At 51.1% G+C, this 4,646-nt stretch carries 4 protein-coding genes; all 4 read left to right on the forward strand.

Translation table 11 applies throughout. The features are described 5' to 3' along the window. Positions 1–249 precede the first annotated feature (249 nt). Positions 250–1,530 (forward strand): serine dehydratase subunit alpha family protein, encoded by a 1,281-nt coding sequence (locus QZT18_RS23315; protein WP_294152119.1) that lies wholly within the window; start codon positions 250–252, stop codon positions 1,528–1,530. A 63-nt stretch (positions 1,531–1,593) separates the two neighbouring features. Beyond that, complete coding sequence (locus QZT18_RS23320; protein WP_294152125.1) at positions 1,594–2,841, forward strand: M20 family metallo-hydrolase; 1,248 nt, start codon at positions 1,594–1,596, stop codon at positions 2,839–2,841. A gap of 1 nt (position 2,842) precedes the next feature. Next, on the forward strand, positions 2,843–3,316 hold the full coding sequence (locus QZT18_RS23325) for an L-2-amino-thiazoline-4-carboxylic acid hydrolase (RefSeq protein WP_294152121.1): 474 nt from the start codon (positions 2,843–2,845) through the stop codon (positions 3,314–3,316). 78 nt (positions 3,317–3,394) lie between these two features. After that, on the forward strand, positions 3,395–4,591 hold the full coding sequence (locus QZT18_RS23330) for a MalY/PatB family protein (protein WP_294152123.1): 1,197 nt from the start codon (positions 3,395–3,397) through the stop codon (positions 4,589–4,591). Positions 4,592–4,646: the final 55 nt, after the last annotated feature.

Here is a 4,646-nt window from a genome sequence, read left to right on the forward strand (position 1 = left end):
TCCACAAGCGGGAGCGAGTCCCCGTAGGAATTTTTTCTCCTGGATTCCCCCTCGCCACAACCTACAAACCGGGACTGAAGACTCATACACACCCTCCCACTCCCCCGTCCACCATCTTACAGAGGCGTCCTCGCATCTCAACTAATTCTCTCCTATATGAAAGAAAAGAATTGACAAGCCGCTAAAAAGAATATAAAATTATATTATAGTCAAAAAAACGATAATATAGTCAAAAGAGAGGAGAGCGGGATGGAACAGCACGTATATGATACCTATCTGAATATCCTGAAGTCGGAACTGGTACCGGCCCTTGGATGCACGGAGCCTATCACCATAGCATACGCTTCAGCCATTGCCAGAGAATGTCTTGGAGCGTTTCCGGATGTGATTCAGATTAAGGCCAGTGGAAATATTATTAAAAATGTAAAGAGCGTCGTAGTGCCCGGCACGAATGGGATGAAGGGGATTGAGGCGGCGGTGGCCGCAGGCCTGATAGGCGGAAAATCCGAGAAAAAGCTGGAAGTGATCAGCGAGGTGACGGAAGAGGAAAAGAAAGAGATCAAGGCTCTTGTGGAAAAAAAGATCATAGAGGTGAACATCGCCGATTCCGACCTGATACTGGATGTGCAGATCCTGCTGAAGAAAGCGGACGACTATGTTCTGGTCAGAATCGCCAATTCACATACGAATGTGGTCCTGGTGGAGAAAAACGGTGAGAAGCTGTTTGAAAAATTGCTGGACTGCGGCGGGGATGACGGAAATCTGAGCGAAGAAAAGAAACTTTTATCGGTTGCAGGTATCCTGGAGTTCGCCGATTGTGTTAAAATAGAAGATGTGAAGGAAGTCATTGCGCGGCAGATTGCCTACAATACGGCGATTGCTGAAGAGGGGCTTACAAAGAACTATGGGGCCAACATCGGAAAGGTGCTGTTAAAGGCATATGGGGACACGGATGTGCGTGTCCGTGCGAAGGCGAAGGCGGCGGCCGGTTCCGATGCGAGGATGAGCGGCTGTGAGCTTCCCGTTATCATCAATTCGGGCAGCGGCAACCAGGGAATTACGGCATCCATCCCGGTTATTGAATTTGCCCGTGAACTGCAGGTGGGTGAAGAGAAGATGTACCGCGCCCTGGTGCTTTCCAATCTGATCGCCATTCACCAGAAAACAGGGATTGGCCCTCTTTCCGCATATTGCGGAGCCGTCAGCGCAGGCTGTGCCAGCGGAGCGGCCATCGCATACCTGAAGGGCGGTGATTTGAGGACGATTTCCCATACAATTGTGAACTGCCTTGCAATTACGTCCGGAATTGTCTGTGACGGGGCCAAGGCCTCCTGCGCGGCCAAGATTGGGACGGCCGTGGAAGCCGGAATTCTCGGATATCTGATGATTGCCGAGGATCAGCAGTTCCGCGCGGGCGACGGAATTGTGAAAAAGGGAGTCGAGGAGACAATCGCATCGGTAGGCCGTCTGGGCAAAGACGGAATGAAGGACACCGACCGTGAGATTCTGGAGATTATGATAGGCAAATAGAAAACAGAAAGGAGATCCGCAGCCTGAAGAAACGGTAACACAGCAGGCGGCACAGTGGAAGAGATGGAGACAGAAACAACGAAACGGCTTCAGACAGAAATCGAGACATTAAAGAATATTTCCGAACCATGCCAGTGCGGAACCACGCGCTACAGCTATTCAAAAGCATATAAAGAGGGTGTTTCCTATGTCAGAGGCGTGATGGAAGACTGCGGGCTAAAGACGCGTGAGGACGGCGTGGGAAACCTCATCGGCACGCTGCCGGGGACGGAACCGGAACTTTCGAAAATCCTGTCCGGTTCCCATCTGGACACGGTCCGGTGCGCGGGCGCCTTTGACGGAATCGCAGGGGTGCTGTGCGCCATAGAGGCGGCCAGGATGGTAAAAGAGAGCGGGGTCCCGCTGCGCCATACATATGAGGCCCTGGGAATGATCGGCGAGGAAGGCACCCGGTTTGGGAAAGCCCTTTTGGGAAGCCAGTTTATCGCGGGAATTTACGGGACGGACGAGCTCGATGAATTTGTCGGTACGGAAGACGGCAAAACCATGCGTCAGGCTATGAATGAGTATGGTCTGAGCGGAGAACTGGACGGCGTATCGAGAAAAGACGAGAACATTAAGGCATTCCTGGAAATCCACGGAGAACAGGGACCTGTGCTGGAACAGGGGCAAAAGGAAATCGGGATTGTGGATACCATAGTGGGACTTTCCTGGCTTGTTGTAAAAGTGACGGGACAGGCGGGACACAGCGGCACCGTTCCGATGAATCTCAGAAAAGACGCGGGAACAGGGGCATTCCACCTGCTTTGCCGGATTCATGATTACGTGTATGAGAATTACTGCGGCCAGGCGACGCTGACTGCCGGCCAGGTGACTCTTTCCCCGGGTAGCATGAACAGCATACCGGGACAGTGCGAGTTTTCACTGGATATCCGATCGGGCGAGGAGGAAATCATCAGGGATATCCTGAAGCATTTGGAGCAATACGCGGAAGAGGTAAGCGAAAAATACTCCATGCAGGTGGAGGTTCAGGAACTGACGAGAAAAGAGCCGGTAAAGATGAATACGGAGCTGGCCGGCGGCATTGAGAAAACCTGCGAAGAACTGGGTTATACAAACATGAGGCTTAACAGCGGAGCGGGCCATGATTCCATGATATTTGCAAAGCTGTGGAATACTGCCATGATTTTCCTGCCGAACCGGGATGGAATCAGCCATCATCCGGACGAGTGGATCGACTATGAGGCCATGGAGGCGGGAAGCAGAGTATTATATGAAATGATAAGAAAACTTGACAAGGAGGATGAATAAGATGCAAGACAAAGATTTGGAACTGGAACCGGTGGATATGTATGTGCTTTTTGCAAAAATGTTTTCCCACATTACGAGAGAAGTGGAGAAAGCCTGTGGTGAGGAGGGTGTAAAGGCCGTCAGAGAAGGCGTGCGTCAGTTCGGACTGGAGCGCGGAAGAAATATCGCAGAACGTGCCAAAGCGATGGGACATGAGAATGATGCGAAGAGCTATCTCTCCTGCTACGATATGGGCAGAAGCGAGCTGTTCAAGAGCGAGAACGATATCCGTGAGAAAACGGTGGAGCAGAACTTTACGGAATGTATCTTTGCAAAGCAGTTTATGGAGGATCACGACGAGAAATACGGCATTCATTACTGCGAGATGATCGATCCGGCCATTGCGGAAGGATACAACGAGAAATTCAAATGTACACATGATAAACATTTCTTCAAGGACGGATGCTGTCATTTCCTGTTCGAGATGGAGGAATAAGGAAACTGTTCACAGGTAATATTCCGTGTGGCGTTCGCGCCTGGATTTTTCACGTATTGATATGGAGGCAGTGGGAAGATGGACAAAATTCAAAAAGTATATGATTTTGAAACAATTCTCGACCGGTCGGGAACCGGTTCGGTCAAGTGGGAGCAGATGAAGATTGACAACCCCGGAATGGAAAAAGGAATCGTGCCCTTTTCTATCGCAGACATGGAATTTAAGAATCCGCCGGAGATAACAGAAGGGTTAAAAGCCTGTCTCGATGAGATCGTGCTGGGCTATCAGGCTCCGACGGAAAGCTATGAAACAGCGGTCACTTCCTGGGTAAAGCGGCGCTACGGATGGGAACCCGATCGGAAATGGCTTATAAATTCTATCGGTGTTATCAATGCGTTTTGCTGCGGCATCCGCGCATTTGTGCGCGAAGGGGAAGGCGTCATCCTGATGACTCCCGTTTATCCTCCGTTTGCGGAGGGAATCACCCGGAACGGCAGAAAACTGCTCCGCTGCCCTCTGATCTATCAGGGAGGGGAATACCGGATCAATTTTGAACTTCTGGAACAGCTCGCCAAAGAGCCCGACTGCCGTCTTTTGATACTCTGCAATCCCCACAATCCGGTGGGCAGAGTGTGGACCAGGGAAGAAATCGAACGGATTGGGGAAATTTGCCTCGAAAATAATGTGTTCGTCATCTCGGATGAGGTTCACTGTGATCTCGTCATGGAGGGATATACATTTACCTCGTTTGCCTCTGTTTCTGAGAAATTTGCCGACAACTGCATGATCTGCATTTCTCCGGGCAAGACCTTTAACCTGGCGGGAATCAAATCGGGATGCATCTTTGTTAAGAATGAGGAGAAGCGCACCGCCCTGTTGGAGGAGATGTCGAAAGTCCTTCATCCGAACTGGCTGCCGGCGCTCAGCTACCGGGCCGTGGAAATTGCCTACACCCAGTGCGACGCATGGATGGAAGAGATGCTCTCGGTAATTAACGAAAACAAGAGACAGCTTGTCAAATTCCTGAAAGAGCGGCTTCCCCGCGTACATGCGGTGGAGATGGAAGGTTCTTACCTGCAGTGGCTGGATTTCCGCGACTACGGCTGGGATGCCCGGGAGCAGGAACGGATTATGCAGAAGGAGGCGCAGCTATTCTTCGATGAAGGTTATAAGTTCGGCGAGGAGGGCGAGGGATTTGAGCGCGTGAATATGGCTTGTCCTACAGCCGTTATCTTGAAGGCGTTGGAGCGGCTTGAGGAGGCTCTTAAGAAATAAGGATTTAATTGAGGAATGAGAACGCCGCCGGTGACGGTCGGGGTTCGGGATGGTG

This window comes from uncultured Clostridium sp. (genome assembly GCF_900547735.1).
GTDB lineage: Bacteria > Bacillota > Clostridia > Lachnospirales > Lachnospiraceae > Otoolea.